The organism is Streptomyces sp. NPDC000075, assembly GCF_040301925.1.
Lineage (GTDB): Bacteria > Actinomycetota > Actinomycetes > Streptomycetales > Streptomycetaceae > Streptomyces > Streptomyces polychromogenes.
The window spans coordinates 68,968-83,736 of sequence record NZ_JBEPFL010000029.1 but is presented as its reverse complement, the minus strand read 5'-3'; the positions used below and the strand labels follow the sequence as shown (position 1 = coordinate 83,736).

Here is a 14,769-nt window from a genome sequence, read left to right as displayed (position 1 = left end):
CCCACTGCCCGTGGAGCATCGCCTGTCCGGCGCCTCGTGTTGTCGGAGCGGGCGGGGCCGGGGCGCGGGTGGGGTGGTCACGTCGGGCTGTGGCGGCGTTCGGTGGCCAGGTGGGCGAAGTGGGCGATGAGGTCGGGGGCGTCCACGGCTGCCGGGTTGACGACCTGCTCGACCGGGGCGCCCTGGAGGAGGCGTTTGACGGGGAATTCGAGTTTCTTGCCGGTGCGGGTGTGGGGGATGCCGGGTACTTCGAGGATCTCGTCGGGGACGTGGCGGGGTGAGGCGCCGGTCCGGATCGCCTCCTTGATCTTCTCGCGGAGCGGGTCGTCCAGGGTCACACCGGCCGCGAGGACCACGAACAGGGGCATCCAGTAGCCGCCCCCGGGTTCTTCCGCTCCGATGACGAGGGCCTCGGCGATCTCGGGGAGGCGTTCGACGACGTCGTGGATGTCGGCGCTGCCCAGGCGTACGCCGTTGCGGTTGAGCGTGCTGTCGGAGCGGCCGTGAACGATCACCGAGCCGTGGGAGGTGAGGGTGATCCAGTCGCCGTGCCGCCACACGCCCGGGTGGGAGGAGAAGTAGGCGTCGCGGTAGCGGGTGCCGTCGGGGTCGTTCCAGAAGTACAGCGGCATGGACGGCATCGGCCGGGTGACGACGAGCTCCCCGACCTGGTCGACGATCGGGGCGCCCTCGGCGTCGTACGCGGCCAGGGCCACGCCCAGGTGGGGGGCTGACAGCTCTCCGGCCCACACCGGTGTGGTGGGGGCGCTGCCGGCGAAGCCGGAGACGACGTCCGTGCCGCCGCTGGTGGACGCGAGCAGGACGTGGTCGCCGACGTGCCGGCGGACCCAGGGGTAGGCGGAGGCCGGCAGTGCGGAGCCGGTGCAGCCGACCACGCGGATCGAGGACAGGTCGTGCGCCGAGGGGTCGATGCCGTGCTTGGCCATGCCCAGCAGGTACTGCGGGCTGGTGCCGAAGACGGTCACCCGGTGGCGCGCGGCCAGCTCCCACAGGACGTCGAGCTGGGCGAAGGGCGCCGGACTGCCGTCATAGGTGCAGGTGGTGGCGCCGGTGAGCAGCGTGGAGGCGACCAGGTTCCACATCATCCAATGCGTGGTGGTGTACCAGAGGAGGCCGTCACCGGGGCCGAGGTCGGAGTGCAGGCCGAGGGTCTTGAGGTGTTCGAGCAGGACGCCGCCGTGGCCGTGGACGATGCCCTTGGGCAGGCCGGTGGTGCCCGAGGAGAACACGATCCAGAGGGGGTGGTCGAAGGGCACGGGCGTGCAGGTGAGTTCCTCGGTGCGGGTGGAGGCGTCCTCCCAGCGCACCACCGGTGACGGGTGCGCCTGGGGCGGCGGCCACGGCAGGCCCACGTGGTTCACGAGCACGGTGGCCTTCAACGTCGGCAGCGCGGCGGCGAGTTCGGCGGTGGCCTCGCGGCGGTCGTGGGTGGTGCCGTTGAAGAGGTAGGCGTCGGCGGAGATCAGGACGGTGGGTTCGAGCTGGGCGAAGCGGTCGGCGGCGGCCTTGGGAGCGTAGTCCTGCCCGCAGACCGACCACACGGCGCCCAGGCTCGCGGCGGCGAGGAAGGCGACGATCGCGTGCGGGGTGTTGGGGAGGTAGCCGACGACCCGGTCCCCCTTGCCGACGCCCAGGTCGCGCAGGGTGGCGGCGACGGAGGCGACCTGGGCGCGCAGCCGGCCGCCGGTCACCTCGTATCCGGAGCCGGTCTCGTCGAGGGCGATGATCGCCGCGGTGTCGTCGGTGAGGTTGCGCAGGGCGTGGTGGGTGTAGTTGAGGGTGGCGCCGGGGAACCAGCGGGCGCCCGGCATCCGCTCTTCCGCGAGCACCTGCTCGTACGGGGAGGCCGCGTCGATGGCGAAGTACTCCCACACGGCGGCCCAGAAGCCCTCCAGGTCGGTGACCGACCAGCGGTGCAGGGCGGCGTAGTCGGTGCCGTCCACGCCGGCGTGGCGGGCGAAGTCCATGATGCGGCTGTCGGCGACGGCCTGCGGGTCGGGCGTCGTGAAGGGGTCCGGGTACGGCCGGGTCATCGTGTGGCGCTCCTCGGCAGGCTGTTCTCTACGGTCCGTGGGGACGGGCGGGGGCTGCGCGTGGTGTGCAGGAGGGACGCCCAGGCGGCGGTGTCCGTGAAGTCGTGCCTCCCGGCCGGGACGAGGTCCATGACGACGCGGTCGGGGCGCAGCAGGACGGCGTCCGCCCGGCCGGCGCGCAGCCAGGCGGTGAGGGTGCCGTCGTCACGGAGGTCGGTCACGGGGATCGCCGGGGCGCCGAGCCCGCAGGCGAGGGCACGCAGCGAGGGCCGGGGTTCGGTGGCGGTCAGCACGGTGAAGCCGTCGCCGAGCAGTTCGTCGAGACGGGTCGGCCGGCCGCCGGGCCCCACCACCCGTGGTTGCGGGCAGTGGGTGCCCACGAGGCTCCTGCGCGTACGGCGCCGGACGAGGGGCCCGGCGGTCAGGGGCGGGCTGAGGTCGCGGCCCGCCGCCGCCGTGAGGCCGGGTATGCGGCAGGCCGCGGCCAGGATCCCTCGGCGCAGTGCGGCGGCGCCGTCCTGGCCGCCGGTCATGGCCCAGCCCATGGCGACCGCGAGCCGGATCGCGTGCCGTGCGTGCGGCTTGCGCTCGCTCTCGTAGGTGTCCAGCAGCCGTTCGTCGCCGCCCTGGCCCAGGACGCGGGCCAGCTTCCAGGTGAGGTTGTGGGCATCACGCAGGCCCGCGCACAGCCCCTGCCCGATGAACGGCGGGGTGAGGTGGGCGGCGTCGCCGAGGAGGAAGACCCGTCCGCCGCGCCACCGGTCGGCCACCCGCGCCCGGAAGGTGTACTGCGTCTCCCGTACGACCTCGAAGTCCCCGTCGTACGAGGGCGACAGCCACGGGGCGATCAGTTCGCGGACCGGTTGCCGCCCGTCTTGCAGCCGGAACTCCCAGCGGTAGCGGTCCTCACCGACGCGCATGAACGTCGCCGGCCGGTGCGGGTCGCAGACCTGGTCGACGCCTTCCCAGCAGCGGACGTCGGCCTTCGTGCGGACGTCGATGACGGTCCAGCGTTCCTCGAACCGCAGGTCCTCCCATGCGGCGCCGATGGCGGCACGGGTGAGGCTGCCCGCGCCGTCGCAGCCGAGGACCGCCTCGGCCCACAGCTGATGGTCACCCTCGTCGTCGCGGTAGGTCACGCGCACGGGTCCGGCCGGGTCCGGGGCGACGACTCCGGTGACCTCGACACCGCCCCGCAGTTCGCACTCCGGGCGCCGGGCGAGGGCGTCGCGCAGCAGTCGTTCCAGCTCGGGCTGGTCGAACATGCTGGTCTGCGGGTAGCCGTGGTGGCCGTGCGCGGAGCGCCGGAACTCGGCCATGACCCGGTGGCGGGCGTCCAGCAGCCGGAGTCCGTTCGCGGGGCGGGCGATCGCGGCGAACTCCTCGCCCACACCTGCGGCCTGGAGGATGCGGCGCACCTCGTCGTCGGTGGCGACGGCACGCGGGAGCGGGTAGACGTCCTGGTGGCGTTCCAGGACGACGGCGCGGATCCCGCGCCGGGCGAGGAGGAGGGCGGCGGTCACACCCACCGGCCCGGCGCCGATGATCACGACGGGGGCGGGGGCTGTCCGTCCGGGGTCTGTCGGTGCGGGCCCGGTTGCGGGGTCTGTCGGTGCGGGCCCCGGTGCGGTGTCCCGGGGTCCGGCCTGGTCGGGGTCGGCGGTCATGTGCGGCTCACCTCGGGTCTTACTTCGCGTCCGTGACGGGCGTGCGCTGCTCGCCGAGGTCGATCCGCCCGTCAGCGGTCGAGATCGTCGCCGTGATTACGTCACCCGCGTGCAGGTAGTGCGGATTGCGGGCCTGGCTCTTGAAGAACGCCTTCCACTTCACGGCGGGCGGCAGCAGCGCGCCGATCTTCTCGACCGCCTTGGGCGGGGCCTTGAGGGCCGTGCCGCCCGGGGTCCCGGTGAGCAGCAGGTCGCCGGGGGCGAGGGTCTGGAAGCGGGCCAGCAGTGTCAGCGCCCGTGCCGGGCGGACGATCATGTCGGCGAGGGTGCGGTCCTGGCGCGGCTCGCCGTTGACCGACAGCCGCAGCCGCAGGTCGAGGAGGTGGGCGAAGTCCTCGGGCTCCAGTAGCGACAGGTGGGGCCCGGTCGGGGTGAAGGTCGGGTACGACTTGCTCTCGTAGAACTGCGTCTTGGTCAGCTGCACCTCACGGGCGCTGACGTCGTTCGTGATCACCAGCCCGGCGACGTACTTCGGCAGGTCGCGTTCCTCGACCACGGTGCCGACGGGCAGGGGTGCGCCCATGACGAGCCCGAGTTCGATCTCGTAGTCGAGGAACTTCACGTGCGACGGGCGGACGACGGCCTCGCCGGGGCCGCTCACCGATCCGGACGCCTTGCGGAAGAAGGCGGGCGGGATGTCGCCGGTGAAGCCCGAGTCGCGGGCGTGGCTGTGGTAGTTGACCATCTGGGCGACCACCCGGCAGGGAGTGGTGACCGGCGAGAGGACGACCAGGTCGGCGACGGGCGTGCCCGCCTCCCCGGAGCGGGCGGCCTCGCGCACGGCCGCCCGGTCGGCGATCAGCTCGGCGGTGGTGGCGGCCTTGGTGGCGACGGGGACGGCCCGGTCGCCTCGGAGGACCCACCAGCCGTCGGCGGTGCGCAGGACGTTCGTACTCATGTCAGTGCCTTTGTGAGGGGGTTGGGCGTGCGGAGGTTCAGGACGTGGCGGCTTTGAGCAGGCCCAGCAGGCGTGCCGGGTCCATCTCGTTGTCGCCTCGCAGGGCCTCGATGACGTCACGGACCCGCTGCGGGGAGGGGCTCGCGCCGAGGAAGTCGCGGGTGGCCGGGGGTCCCCACTGGGCGAGGCCGCTGGTCGACATGGGTGCCCAGCCGGGCTCCAGGTCGCTGGAGAACAGGTCGCCGTCGGCGAAGTGCTCCAGCATGAAGCGGTCGGGGTCGCGCCAGTAGTCGAAGAGCTGGCTGCCCTGGATGTGCCGGCCGATGCCCCAGCTGCGCCGGTAGCCGCGCTCGGCCAGGTACTCGCCGCCGGCGGCGATCGAGTCGAGGTCGGTCACCTGGTAGGCGGAGTGGACGTAGCCGTTGCCCGGGCCCAGGTGCATGGCCAGCGTGTGGTGGTCGACGGCCCGGCTGCCCTGGTCACAGCGGATGAACGCCATCGTCGGGCCACGGTCGCGCCGGCCGTCCAGGAACAGGAAGTCGGACACGATCATCCCGAGGGTGTCCAGGTACCAGTCCAGGGCGCGCCCGAACACCCGTGTCTCCAGGACCACATGGCCCAGGCGCTGGATGCGGGAGGGTTCGCGCGGCGGGCGCTGGGTGACGTTCACGCGACGGTGACCGGTGCCGAAGTTGAGCGGAAGCGGCTGCTGCTCGGGCAGCGCCGGCAGTTCCTGCCCGCAGTGCGCGACCCGGACCGGGAAGCCGGAGGGGTCGAGCAGGTCGACCGCCTTGCCGCCGCCGGGTACGTCCGCGTCCCGTACGGACGTGCCCGTGGCGCGGGCCAGCCGGTCCAGGTCGGCCCGCTCGGCGGCGCGGAACGCCGGGCCGATGAAACGGGAGGTCCGGCCGCGCCGGATCACCATGCACGGTGAGCCGGCGAAGGTACCGCGCAGCCACAGCTCGCTCTCGCTCCGGGCGGCGATACCGAAGCCGAAGTCCCGGGCGAAGACCTCGGCCCGGTCCAGGTCGGGCTTCTCGAACTCCAGCCAGGCCAGGTCGGCCACCTTGATCACGGGGTTGCGGGAGCGCCCGGGGTGTTCGCCGCGCAGGGCGCCCTGCGCGCTGTGGAGGTCCTGATGGGCCGTCCTGACGCCGGGGACGCCGACTGCGTTGACGCGGGTTTCGGACATGGTGTCCTCCAAGCGACATTGCCTTATTGAGGAAATCATCAAGTGTGACGGTTCCATCGTCAAGGCCTTCGCGGCGGGAAATGATGAATTCATCAGGACTGCGATCGCCATCGCCTCCCCGGTTAGACTCTGGGTATGCCTACGTCAGCCCCGCCCGGCAACCGATTCGAGCGGCGTCGCGCCGAAACTCGCGGAGCCCTCGTCCGCGCGGCCCGCCAGATACTCGGCGAGACCGGGGACACCAGCGTCAGCATCCAGGTGATCGCCGAGCGCGCCGACGTCGGTTTCGGCTCGTTCTACAACCACTTCGACTCGAAGACGGAGCTGTTCGAGGCCGCGGTCCGGGACGCGTTGGAGGAGTACGGCCGGACCTTCGACGAGCGCCTGGCCGGCATCGACGACCCGGCGGAGCTCGTCGCGACGGGCTTCCGGCTCAGCGCCCGCATGGCCGAGTCGCACCCGGAGCTGATGCAGGTGCTGCGGCGGCGGGGGCTGGGCCACATCCACTCGGACAACGGCCTGGCCCGGCGGGCCCGCCGGGACGTCGAGGTGGGCATGGCCTCCGGCCGCTTCACCGCCGTCGACCCGATCGTGGCCCTGTCCGCACTGGGCGGCACCCTGCTGTCCCTGGTGGAGCTGCGGTTCGCCCGGCCCGACGTGGACGGCGACGCCGCCGCGGTGAACCTCGCCGAGATGGTCCTGCGCATGCTGGGCGTCCCGCCGGACGACGCCCACGAGGTCGCCCGGCGACCCCTCCCCGACCTCGCCTGACCGGCACCGGCACCGGCACCCCCTCTCCCGCCGGGACCAAGGGGCTCCCTTAGGCGGTCGCGGGACGCGCCCTCGTCGATCCAGGCCCCGGCGTTCACGCACTCCAGGCACGCCCCCGCCCCCCTGGGCGATGATCCACGCCGCCCTTGCGCGCGCCGGGGCGAGAGCCCCGCCATCGCGGGAGTCCCCGGTGCCGCGAGCACCTGCCGCAGCGCCTGCGCGGCGTCCTCCACCAGCTCCTCCACGAGCGCGGCCCGGCCCCTGAAGCGGCCGTAGACCGTGCGACGCACCATGCCCGCCGACAGCTCCATAGTTGCACAGTGATGGGCAATAAACTAGCCTGCACATCAATGGGCAATTAACTGCTCGGCGCCTCGCCGGTCCCTGGCCACGGCCGCCCTCCAGCCCTTCACACTCCTTCCGCGAACCCCTCGAAGCCCCGGCTTCGCCTCCTGTCGAGGAGCCTTTTCATGCCGCTCTTTGCGCATACACCTGCCGAGACGACGACCGGGCCCTATGCACGGCGCTGGTGGGCCCTGCTGGTGCTCTGCCTGAGCCTGCTGATCGTCGTCATGGCGAACACGTCGCTCGTCGTGGCCGCGCCGGACCTGACCAAGGACCTGGGGCTGTCCAGCAGTGACCTGCAGTGGGTCATCGACGGCTACACCGTCCCGTATGCCGCGCTGATGCTCGTCCTGGGCGCGATCGGCGACAAGTACAGCCGCCGCGGCGCACTCGTCCTGGGCCTGCTGACCTTCGCGGGCGGTTCGGTGATGGGCGGCCTGGTCCACGAGACCAGCCTGGTCATCACCGCCCGCGCGATCATGGGCGTCGGTGCCGCCGTCGTCATGCCGGCCACGCTGTCGCTCCTGGTCGCGATCTTCCCCAGGGCCGAGCGCGCCAAGGCCATCACGGCCTGGAGCGCCACGTCCGGTCTCGCCATCGCCGCGGGCCCGGTGGCCGCCGGCTGGCTGCTGGAGGAGCACGCCTGGGGCTCCACCTTCCTCATGAACGTCCCCCTCGCGGTCCTCGGCGTCATCGGCGCACTGCTCCTGGTTCCGCCGTCCAAGGCGAAGGGCATGGGCCGGATCGACTACATCGGCGGACTGCTCTCGATCGTCTTCATCGGCAGCCTGGTCTACGCGACCATCGAGGGCCCGCACTTCGGCTGGGGCGCCGGCCCGATCACCGCGGCCGTCGTCGCCGCCGCCGGCCTGCCGGCCTTCGTGGCCTGGGAGCTGAAGCATCCGAACCCGATGCTGGACGTGCGCAAGTTCAGGGAGCGGCCCTTCAGCGGCTCGATGCTCGCGGTGCTGTTCTTCTTCTTCGGCACCTTCGGTTCGATCTACTACTCCACCCAGTTCCTGCAGTTCGTCCTCGGCTACAACGCCCTGGAGACCGGCATACGCCTGCTGCCGCTGGCCGGAACCGTCTTCGCCGGCGCCGCGGTCACCGGCAAGCTGGCCCCGAAGCTGGGTGTCAAAGTGGTCGTGGGCGCCGGCATGGTGATCGGCACGGCGGGCGTCTTCCTCCTCACTCGGATCGAGTCGGGCTCGGCCTACACGGACTTCCTGACGCCCCTGCTGATGCTCGGCTTCGCGATCGGCCTGAGCCTGTCCCCGGCCACCGACACCATCATGGGCTCCTTCCCCGAGTCCGAGCTGGGCGTCGGCGGCGGCGCCAACGACACCGCGCTGGAACTCGGCGGCGCGCTGGGTATCGCCGTGCTCGGCTCACTCCTCGCGACGTCCTACAAGGACAAGCTGACCGGCATGATCGGCGGCCGCCTCCCGGCCGAGGCGATGGACGTCGCCAAGGACTCGGTGGGCGGCGGCCTCGCGGTCGCCGAGCACGTCGCCACGACCCCGGGCGGTGGCCCCCGGCAGGCCCAGACCCTGATCGAAGCGGTGCACGAGTCCTTCGCCCACGCCATCGCGCACACCAGCCTCATCGGCGCGATCGTCATGGGCGCCGGAACCCTGATCGTCATCGCCGTGCTGCCCGGCCGCAAGGCGAACGGAAAGCACCGCCAGGAAGCTTCGCCAGAGGCGGAGGCGGAGGCGAAGACGGCGGCGGAGGCCGAGACCGTGGGCGCCGCCTGAGCACAACGGCGCGTCGGAGCCGGGCGCACGTGACAAGACCCCGGTGCCTTCGCACCGGGGTCCGTCCGGTCTCCGCGTCAACCGCCGTACCGGAACTCAGCCCTCGGCGAGGGCCTGCGCCGCGACCACGGCGGCCACCTCATCGACCACGACGTGCGCCTGCTTCTCCGGCACACCGGCCGCGATGAGCGTGGCGACGGCGGTACGCGTCCCGTCGTCCTCCAGCGCGCCGGTGTTGACCTCTTCCAGCAGGGCGACCGTCATCGCCTCCAGCCCGGCACCCATGACCGCGGGCGGCAGGTGGGAATGGAAGACGCCGTCCCGCTGCCCCCGTTCCAGGATGGCCGTGACCCTGACCCGGGCGGGCTTGAGGATCTCACCGACCCTCTCCATGCCCAGGTCCCGCTGGGCCAGCGCCAGGAGCATCCGGTAGCGGTCGCCCACCGGCCACATCGACAACGAGAAGCGCGCGAGGGCCCGCTCGGCCGGGTCCGTCGCCTCCACCCCGGCCGCCGCGGCGGCCTGGAGGGCCTCGGCGGCCTCCTCGGCCAGCGCCTCCAGGAGCGCCGCCCGTCCGGGGAAGTGCCCGAAAAGGGTGCGCCTGACGACACCGGAGGCGCGCGCCAGCTCCTCCAGAGTGGTGTCGGGGTTCCGTCCGAGCTCCTGGCGCGCGGTGGCCAGGATGCGCGCCCGGTTGGACCGTGCATTGCGTCGCTGCGGCACGCGGCCGACGGGCTGGGACACGCGGGAACCTCGATGATGAAAACCGGACGGGGAACGGGCCCGTTCATTCTGACATGTGGGTCGCGCCCCGATCCGTGGCCGCCTCCCCGGACGTCCTGCCTGGTCAGGCGGGAAGTTCCGTGATGCTCGCCGGCTCCTGGGGGTCGACCCCGTTGAGCCGGTGACGGAAGTCGCTGGAGCTGGGATAGGCCGCGCGGCGGGAGCGCATGATGGAGCCCAGCGGACGGTGGGCCTCCAGGGCGTGCCAGGGGCTGAAGGACAGGACGTCGTCCGCGTAGCGGCGGCGGGCGTCGCTGTAGGCGTCCTGTGCGGGCAGGTGGAGCACGGCCACGGCTTCGTGGGGTGACAGCTCCTCGGGCCACAGGACCGACGCGTCCTCCACCGGCATGCGGTCGATGTCCGTGCACAGCTGGGCGCGGATGTCGTACTCGGCGCTGTCGTGCGCGAAGAAGTCGACCACGAGGTCACGCAGCGCCGATTCTCCCGCCTTCTTCTCGACGGGCCGGCCGGTCAGGGCCCGTACGTTCGCGGAGCGCGGGGCGGCCGAGATCTTGGCGACGTGGTCGCCGTAGCGCAGCGCGGCCATCGAGTAGAAGGTCTCGCCGAGGATGTGGTGGTTGGCGGCGGCCAGGGTCTCCACGGCCGGTGGGAGCGGGCGTCCCACGCGGGTGAGGGCCTTGGCGGCGGCGCGGGCGGCCAGCCCGGTCAGCTGGAGCTGCCGGTCGCTCTGGCGGGGCTGCTTTTCGAGCAGGTCCTGGAGTTTCGCGTACTCGGCGATGTTCCCGAAGGGAAGGGTGGGGTGGTTGACGAGGAGGAGGTCCTGGGTGGTGTGGCCGTCGTCAAGGGCGCGGGGGCCGGGCGCGCCGATGACTTTGACGGCGATGCCGCGCTGGACGGGCACTTGGTCGGAGCGCAGGTCGCCGGGGGCGGAGGAGAAGCGGACGATCACCGGGTAGGCGGCCGGTTCGGTGAAGAGGCCTTGGGCCAGGTGGGCCGGGAGACGGGAGTGGACACGCAGTTCGCCGGCGAGGACGCCGTGACTCTTGGCGTGCGCGTCACGCAGGCCGTGCCGGTGTTTGTCGGCGACCTGCCGGTTGGCCTTGCCCATGGCCTCGACGACCTGGCGGATCAGCTCCTCCTCGTCAGGGAGGGGCTGTTCGAGGTCGGGGCGGTACCGGACGTACGTGCGGGGTGTGGTCATGGGTGGCCTCCGCGCGAGGGTGGGGGGTCAGATGCCGCCGAGCCAGCGGATGGCGGAGAGGCTGGGCATGAAGAAGTACTCGCCGCCGAGAAGGGTGTTGAAGGACTGGATGTTCCGCACCCTGCGGGGCGGAGTGCCGGGCACGGTGAAGTAGGCGCCCTTGTCCTGGAGGGAGATCATCGGGTCCTTCTCCTTGCCCAGGCCCATGAAGTTTCCGGAACCGACCCACTCGCTCTGCAGGAACTCGACGTTGTCGATGGCGCGTGCGCCGAGGGCGATGAAGTCCAGGCCGCGCGGCTTGCCGTCGTCCTTCAGCCGGTCCGGGGGCAGCGGGGTGCCGTAGGAGGTCCCGCGGCGGACGATCCGGCGGATGTTGACGTCGGTGAGGACCGTCAGCCTGGTGTCGCGCGGGTTCATCCGGCGGATGTGGGAACCCAGCGGGGTGCGCAGTCCGCGGGGGTCGGCCGCGTAGTCGAAGTCGTTGATCCGGTTCGGGTCCTCGCCGATCGCGGGATCGTCGCGTTCGGGGGCCAGGGCCAGCGGTGCGCCGCTGCGCCAGCGGCCGACGAGCTTGGCGGCCAGCAGTTCGCGTTCGGCCTCGGTACGGGCGTTGTCGTGCAGCCACTTGTTGAAGGCGGCGACGTGGGAGTGGTACTTGCGGAAGACCACGTAGGTGCCGTTGCGGCCGAGGACGTCCGGAACCGGCACCGGCAGCGGGACGCCCGTCTCGCTCGGGTATCCGAGCACGAACTCGCCCGCCTTGATCGGGCGCCCGTCGCCGGGCAGCGGTTCGGCGCCGCTGCCCTCGACCACCGGCTGGCTGAAGCCGTCCCGGTAGCCGAACACGTTGAACCCGTCGGCCGCGAAGTCCTGGTGGGACAGCAGCCGCACACCGGACACCTCACCCAGCTCTTTCTCGTAGGCGGCGACTTCGGTACGCCGGTCGTCCTCGCTCGCGGCGTACACCGTGACGGCGACGTGCACGCGCGGCGTACCGAAGGGGAACTCCCAGTTCTCGGGCGCGTTCACGCCGGTGTCGCGCAGCCGCTCGGCGCGGGCGGCCATTCCGGCACGGAAGTTGGCGGGGAAGGAGGCCAGTGAGGTCTCCGGCACGCCCAGCGCCACCAGGCCCCGGTGGCTGAGGGCGAGGGCCAGCCAGGACGGCCGCGGTTCGTCCCAGCGGGCCGCCGAGGTCACCCGCGGAGCCAGCCTGCGCAGCAGTTCCCCGCCCGCCGCGGGCTCGGTGATCTCCAGGATCGCGTGGGTGCCGAAGTAGGGCTCGGGCCGGGCCCGCAGCAGTGTCGCCTGGATGTCGTCGAGGTCCAGGGTCGGGGGCCGGCGCAGCCGCCGGAACAGCGGGGAAGGCATGGTGCGCCTTCCTTCAGTTGAGGTCCGACAGGAAGCGCTGCACCGCGGCCTCCTGCCGCTTGAGCCGGTGGGCTTCGGCGACGGTGAGGTTGGGGTGGGCGACGAACCACGATTCCGCCGGGACCTGGTACTTGACGATGAAGTCCTTCACCTCGGGCGAGGTGATGCCGGGCCAGCCCTCGACATTGGAGAACAGGTAGTCCATGAAGTCGGGGATCTTGGTGGCGAAGTCGTCGATGTAGGGGTCCCACTCGCCGTCGAAGGCGGTCGCGAACAGCAGCTTGGTGTCGCCGTCGAGGAACACGAAGCGCATGTTGTGCAGCGTGCCGACCTGCCCGGCGCCCGCGAGATTCCCGCCGACCAGCTTGAAGAACCTCCGCAGGCGTTCGGCGCCGTTCGGCTTCAGCGGCAGGATCGTGGTCAGCTCGGACACCTCGCCGCTCTTGGCTCCGATCCGGCCGGCGGTGGTGACGGCGTGCTCGGCCATCTGCTCAAGCTCCGCGTCGCCGAGCCGCTGGCCGACAAGGAGGACAAACTGATGATGTAATCAGTTATGCGAGGATGCTCAAACTCGCCTGCAGCGAAGTGGTTCAGCGTCGGCCGCCGACGCTGAACCACAAGGAGAGGTGCCATGACGGAGGCTTTGCCAACGCGCCACTCGCCCGTCGACGCCTTCTCAGCCGCCTCCCGCGATCCTCGACCGGACCTTGCCGCGGGCGTCGGCGGCGTCGTCGGCGAGCAGGGCCAGCTCGGCGAGTTCGCGGCACTCCGCGAGGGTGTGGGCGGCCAGGGCCGCCCGTACCTCGGGGAGCGAGGCGGGCGCGGCCGACAGGCTGGTGACGCCGAGGCCGACCAGCACCAGGGCCAGCACCGGGTCGGAGGCCGCCTCACCGCACACGCCGACCGGGCGGCCGTGCTCGGCCGCTGAACGGGCGGCGGAGGCGACCAGCGTGAGCAGGGCCGGCTGCCACGGGTCGAGGAGCCCGGCCAGGGAGCCGAGCGTACGGTCGGCCGCGAAGGTGTACTGGGCCAGGTCGTTAGTACCGATGCTGAAGAAGTCGCAGACCTCCGCCAGCCGGTCGGCCCGCAGGGCGGCCGCCGGGACCTCGATCATGGCGCCGGCCAGCGGCAGGCCGTGCGCGCGGACCCGGGCGGCGAACGCGGCCGCCTCGGAAGGGACCGACACCATCGGGGCCATCACCCACACCTGCGCGGCGCCGTCCTCGGCGGCCTCGGCGATCGCGGCGAGCTGGGTCTCCAGCAGCTGGGGGTCGCGGGCGGCCGTCCGCAGGCCGCGGACGCCGAGGGCCGGGTTCTCCTCATCGGCGGCCGTGGCGAAGAGCAGCGGCTTGTCCGCCCCCGCGTCGAGCGTGCGGACGACGACCCGGCGGCCGGCGAAGGCCGTGAAGACCCGCCGGTAGGCGGCGGCCTGTTCGGCGAGGCCCGGCGCCTCGGCGCGGTCCAGGAAGAGGAACTCGGTGCGGAACAGGCCCACGCCCTCGGCGTCGGCCGCGGCCGCGCCGGGCAGTTCGTGCGGCGCTCCGAGGTTGACGAGGAGTGCGACCGGATGGCCGTCCGCCGTCCGGCCCGGCCCTTGGACCCGGGCCGTCAGCTCGCGGCGGCGGCGCTCCCGTTCGGCGGCCCGCCCGAGGGCCTCCGGGCTCGGGTCGGGCTCGACCAGGCCGTCCGCGCCGTGCACCAGGACCTGCCGGCCGTCGTCGAGCTCCATGGCACCGGCGCAGCCGACCACGGCGGGGACGCCGAGCGCCTTGGCGAGGATGGCCGTGTGGCTGGTCGGCCCGCCGCGGACGGTGACCAGGGCCAGCACCCGGGCGGGGTCGAGCAGCGCCGTGTCGGCGGGCGCCAGGTCCTCGGCCACCAGGACGTACGGGTGTCCCGGGTCGGGCAGACCGGGCACGGGCAGGCCCAGCAGGTGCGCCACCGCGCGGTCGCGCAGGTCGTCCAGGTCGGCGACGCGCTCCGCGAAATGACCGCCGGCGGCGACCAGCGCGGTACGGAATCCGTCGAAGGCGGTGGCGAGCGCGTGGGCGCCGTCGGTGCCCTGTCCGGCCAGGGCGGCGGCCGCGTCGGCAAGGACCGGATCGGCGGCCATCATGGCCTGCGCGGCGAGCACGTCGGCAGCGGGGCCGTGCACGCGGGAGGCCCGCTCGTCCAGATCGGTGATGACCGCACCGAGGGCGGCGCGGACCGCCGCCGCCTCGGCGGCCGGGTCGGTGACGGGCCTCGGGGCGGGCAGCGCGGGTACGGACGCCATCCGGGCGACCGGGCCCGCCGCGCTGCCCGTGCCGACGCCGATCCCGCGGATCGGATCGCTCATGCCGCTGCGTCGAGGTCGGAGGCGAGCAGGTCGGCGAGCGCCTTCAGCGAGTCCTGGGCCTGGTCGCCGGTCGCGGTGAGCTCCAGGGCCTCGCCGCAGCCGGCGGCGAGGGCGAGGACGGACAGCAGGCTGCGGGCGTCGACCGGGACCTGTCCCGGGCGGCCGACGGTGACCTTGACCGGCTGGCGGGCGGCGGCCTGGACGAACAGGGAGGCCGGGCGGGCGTGCAGGCCGCTCCGGGAGCCGACGGTGACCTGGATGGAGTGCATGGGAGGTCCTTGGAGGAGGTGAGCAGGGAGACGGGCGCCGGCCCGGGTGGGATCCGGGTCGGCCGGGGAGTGGGCCACGGCGATCGGAGCCCGGTCTCCGCGGTA

General features: G+C 72.6%; 12 protein-coding genes. 2 read left to right on the top strand and 10 right to left on the bottom strand.

What is annotated here, in order from left to right; translation table 11 throughout:
- Window positions 1–77: 77 nt before the first annotated feature.
- Genes ABT403_RS28610 through ABT403_RS28595 form a run of 4 tightly spaced genes read right to left on the bottom strand, consistent with a single transcriptional unit; the run spans window position 78 to window position 5,871 of the window.
- Window positions 78–2,054: an acetoacetate--CoA ligase gene (locus ABT403_RS28610; RefSeq protein WP_344150377.1), complete on the bottom strand. Its 1,977-nt coding sequence runs from the start codon at window positions 2,052–2,054 to the stop codon at window positions 78–80.
- Window positions 2,051–3,721 (bottom strand): bifunctional 3-(3-hydroxy-phenyl)propionate/3-hydroxycinnamic acid hydroxylase MhpA, encoded by a 1,671-nt coding sequence (gene mhpA / locus ABT403_RS28605; RefSeq protein WP_344150374.1) that lies wholly within the window; start codon window positions 3,719–3,721, stop codon window positions 2,051–2,053. Before mhpA ends, ABT403_RS28610 begins: the two co-directional genes overlap by 4 nt.
- Window positions 3,722–3,740: 19 nt before the next feature.
- Window positions 3,741–4,679 carry a fumarylacetoacetate hydrolase family protein gene (locus ABT403_RS28600; RefSeq protein WP_344150371.1) on the bottom strand — a complete coding sequence of 313 codons (939 nt, stop codon included), beginning with the start codon at window positions 4,677–4,679 and terminating at the stop codon, window positions 3,741–3,743.
- Window positions 4,680–4,716: 37 nt separating this feature from the next.
- Window positions 4,717–5,871: a VOC family protein gene (locus tag ABT403_RS28595; RefSeq protein WP_344150368.1), complete on the bottom strand. Its 1,155-nt coding sequence runs from the start codon at window positions 5,869–5,871 to the stop codon at window positions 4,717–4,719.
- A 135-nt stretch (window positions 5,872–6,006) separates the two neighbouring features.
- Here ABT403_RS28595 and ABT403_RS28590 point away from each other — a divergent pair, with 135 nt between their 5' ends.
- Both ABT403_RS28590 and ABT403_RS28585 read left to right on the top strand, forming a co-directional pair.
- A complete protein-coding gene (locus tag ABT403_RS28590) occupies window positions 6,007–6,642 on the top strand; it encodes a TetR/AcrR family transcriptional regulator (RefSeq protein WP_344150365.1) in 636 nt (211 codons plus the stop codon).
- A gap of 470 nt (window positions 6,643–7,112) precedes the next feature.
- The gene (locus ABT403_RS28585) at window positions 7,113–8,744 is read left to right on the top strand and encodes an MFS transporter (protein WP_344150362.1); all 1,632 of its coding nucleotides are present in this window, start codon (window positions 7,113–7,115) and stop codon (window positions 8,742–8,744) included.
- Between the two features lie 96 nt (window positions 8,745–8,840).
- Here ABT403_RS28585 and ABT403_RS28580 read toward each other — a convergent pair whose 3' ends face one another.
- From ABT403_RS28580 to ABT403_RS28555, 6 genes are all read right to left on the bottom strand, one after another.
- Window positions 8,841–9,488, bottom strand: a complete 648-nt coding sequence (locus tag ABT403_RS28580) for a TetR/AcrR family transcriptional regulator (RefSeq protein ID WP_344150359.1) — start codon at window positions 9,486–9,488, stop codon at window positions 8,841–8,843.
- Window positions 9,489–9,591: 103 nt separating this feature from the next.
- Window positions 9,592–10,689, bottom strand: coding sequence for a catalase family protein (locus ABT403_RS28575; RefSeq protein ID WP_344150356.1), 1,098 nt, complete (start codon window positions 10,687–10,689; stop codon window positions 9,592–9,594).
- Window positions 10,690–10,716: 27 nt separating this feature from the next.
- On the bottom strand, window positions 10,717–12,057 hold the full coding sequence (locus tag ABT403_RS28570) for a Dyp-type peroxidase (protein ID WP_344150353.1): 1,341 nt from the start codon (window positions 12,055–12,057) through the stop codon (window positions 10,717–10,719).
- A 13-nt stretch (window positions 12,058–12,070) separates the two neighbouring features.
- Complete coding sequence (locus tag ABT403_RS28565; RefSeq protein ID WP_344150350.1) at window positions 12,071–12,544, bottom strand: hypothetical protein; 474 nt, start codon at window positions 12,542–12,544, stop codon at window positions 12,071–12,073.
- Between the two features lie 189 nt (window positions 12,545–12,733).
- Window positions 12,734–14,395 carry a phosphoenolpyruvate--protein phosphotransferase gene (ptsP, locus tag ABT403_RS28560; protein WP_344150347.1) on the bottom strand — a complete coding sequence of 554 codons (1,662 nt, stop codon included), beginning with the start codon at window positions 14,393–14,395 and terminating at the stop codon, window positions 12,734–12,736.
- The gene (locus ABT403_RS28555) at window positions 14,392–14,664 is read right to left on the bottom strand and encodes an HPr family phosphocarrier protein (protein ID WP_344150344.1); all 273 of its coding nucleotides are present in this window, start codon (window positions 14,662–14,664) and stop codon (window positions 14,392–14,394) included. Before ABT403_RS28555 ends, ptsP begins: the two co-directional genes overlap by 4 nt.
- Window positions 14,665–14,769: the final 105 nt, after the last annotated feature.

Bases quoted from the DNA above. Each gene is read 5' to 3' on its own strand.
- ABT403_RS28610 (WP_344150377.1), bottom strand. From the start codon at position 2,054: ATGACCCGGCCGTACCCGGACCCCTTCACGACGCCCGACCCGCAGGCC.
- mhpA (WP_344150374.1), bottom strand. From the start codon at position 3,721: ATGACCGCCGACCCCGACCAGGCCGGACCCCGGGACACCGCACCGGGG.
- ABT403_RS28600 (WP_344150371.1), bottom strand. From the start codon at position 4,679: ATGAGTACGAACGTCCTGCGCACCGCCGACGGCTGGTGGGTCCTCCGA.
- ABT403_RS28595 (WP_344150368.1), bottom strand. From the start codon at position 5,871: ATGTCCGAAACCCGCGTCAACGCAGTCGGCGTCCCCGGCGTCAGGACG.
- ABT403_RS28590 (WP_344150365.1), top strand. From the start codon at position 6,007: ATGCCTACGTCAGCCCCGCCCGGCAACCGATTCGAGCGGCGTCGCGCC.
- ABT403_RS28585 (WP_344150362.1), top strand. From the start codon at position 7,113: ATGCCGCTCTTTGCGCATACACCTGCCGAGACGACGACCGGGCCCTAT.
- ABT403_RS28575 (WP_344150356.1), bottom strand. From the start codon at position 10,689: ATGACCACACCCCGCACGTACGTCCGGTACCGCCCCGACCTCGAACAG.
- ABT403_RS28570 (WP_344150353.1), bottom strand. From the start codon at position 12,057: ATGCCTTCCCCGCTGTTCCGGCGGCTGCGCCGGCCCCCGACCCTGGAC.
- ABT403_RS28565 (WP_344150350.1), bottom strand. From the start codon at position 12,544: ATGGCCGAGCACGCCGTCACCACCGCCGGCCGGATCGGAGCCAAGAGC.
- ptsP (WP_344150347.1), bottom strand. From the start codon at position 14,395: ATGAGCGATCCGATCCGCGGGATCGGCGTCGGCACGGGCAGCGCGGCG.
- ABT403_RS28555 (WP_344150344.1), bottom strand. From the start codon at position 14,664: ATGCACTCCATCCAGGTCACCGTCGGCTCCCGGAGCGGCCTGCACGCC.